This window comes from Deltaproteobacteria bacterium, assembly GCA_016875225.1.
Lineage (GTDB): Bacteria > Myxococcota_A > UBA9160 > SZUA-336 > SZUA-336 > VGRW01.
In genome coordinates this window covers 1-1,706 of sequence record VGRW01000175.1, presented here as the reverse complement: position 1 = coordinate 1,706, position 1,706 = coordinate 1, and the positions used below count along the sequence as shown (strand labels likewise).

The following is a 1,706-nucleotide window of genomic DNA, read 5'->3' as shown; positions in this document are numbered from 1 at the left end:
CCCCCGTGTGAAGGCGCCGGCTCCGCAGCTCCCCGGCAACGACACGCATCGACACTCGCCCCCGTACCCGACTCGATCGGCCGGCACCGTACCAGCCCGCGCATTCCCCGGCAAGCGAGGCGCAACCGTCTTGAACCGTCGCGAAGCTTCGCTAGGATGCCCCGCGCGTGATTACATGGGATTGTGTCACGAGTGTTCCCCGTGCCAATGATCGAGTCGGATCCGACTTCGAGGCAGGTCGCACGGAGCGGCGGACGTCACTCGAGTAGAGCGAAGCGAAAGGAGCTTTCCATGGCAGGACGAACGGCGAAGAAGAGTGCGAAGACCCAGAGCGCCGGGGTCCCGAAAGCGGTACTCGAGAAGCAGAAGAAGTTGATTCCGATCCGCCTCGCCCAGGTGCGCGGCGAGCGCTCGCAGCGCTCCTTCGCACGCGAGCTCGGCGTGTTCCAGCAGAACGTGAACCGATACGAGAGCGGCACCACCCCCCACGCGGACTTCCTGATCACGCTGGCCGTGCGCGAGGGGATCTCGCTCGACTGGCTGCTGATGGGGAAGGGTCGCGCGAAGGGCTGAGCGCCCCGCTCCGCCATCGCGGAGCCATCCGCCCCCCCGATTGCCGTGGTTGGGAAGCCAGCTTCCACGCCACCGTGAAGACGCTGCGCGCGCCTGCGCGCGCAGCCCCGGCGCGGATGCGCGCGGAATCCCACGCGTTGCCGCATCCGGCGGCTTTCGCGGCATGAAACTTGTACCGACCTCCGCCCGGCGAGACCGACTCGCGTGGAGGCGTCGATGCGGATTTTCCTGGGGGTCCTCGCGGTCCTCCTGAACCTGGCGGACAACGCCACCACGTTCCTGTGTCTGCGCGCGCCGGTGCCGGGCTTCGAGGTGACCGAGGCCAACCCGGCCGCCGCCTGGCTCTTCGCGGCGATCGGGCTCGAGGAAGGGCTCGTGCTCGAGATGGTGATCTCGGCGCTCGCGATCGCGTTCCTGGTCGTGACGAAGCGCATCCCGCCGCGGATCAAGCTCGCGCTACTCGTGGTTCTCTCGCTGCTCCCGGGCTGGGCGGCGCTGAACAACCTCGAGGTGATCCAGGCCATCGACATCCCGCTGTCGTGGAGCTAGGGCGATGAACCGACTCGCTGCACTCGTGATCAGCTTCAGCCTCGCCGGGGGCCTGTCCTGCGCGATGCGAGCGCCGAGCGTGCGAGCGCCGGAGCTGCCGGCAGTGTCCGCCTCGGCCGAGCCGGCTTCCCGGGATGCCGCCGACGAGATCGAGGCCCTGCTCGCGCGTCACATGACGGGGCTTGCGCCCTTCGAGGTGCGCCGCACCGCCGCGGCCCTGGTTCGCGAAGCGAAGCGAAACGGCATCGAGCCTTCCCTGGTCCTCGCCGTGATCCACACGGAGAGCGGCTACTACAACTTCGCGCGCTCGTCGGTCGGCGCGCTCGGGCTGATGCAGATCATGCCCGCGACCGGCGAGATGCTCGCCCGCGAGGCCGGAATTCGCTGGACCGGGCCCGAGCTGCTCTTCGATCCCGAGCTGAACCTGCGCCTCGGGACGCGCTACCTCGCGATCCTGCGCGCGCGCTACGGCGACTGGACGCGCGCGCTCGCCGCCTACAACTGGGGCCCGGGCGAGATCGATCGCCGGCTCGCCGTCGGCGAGATCCTTCCCGACAAGTACGCCAACCGCGTCTACGCGCCCC

General features: G+C 69.2%; 3 protein-coding genes. All 3 read left to right on the top strand.

The features are described 5' to 3' along the window. The first annotated feature begins 201 nt into the window (after positions 1–201). Positions 202–573 (top strand): bacteriophage CI repressor, encoded by a 372-nt coding sequence (locus tag FJ108_18550; GenBank protein ID MBM4337894.1) that lies wholly within the window; start codon positions 202–204, stop codon positions 571–573. A gap of 216 nt (positions 574–789) precedes the next feature. After that, on the top strand, positions 790–1,122 hold the full coding sequence (locus tag FJ108_18545) for a hypothetical protein (GenBank protein MBM4337893.1): 333 nt from the start codon (positions 790–792) through the stop codon (positions 1,120–1,122). Between the two features lie 4 nt (positions 1,123–1,126). After that, positions 1,127–1,706 (top strand): lytic transglycosylase domain-containing protein (locus FJ108_18540; GenBank protein MBM4337892.1); only part of this gene is annotated, 580 nt, incomplete at its 3' end.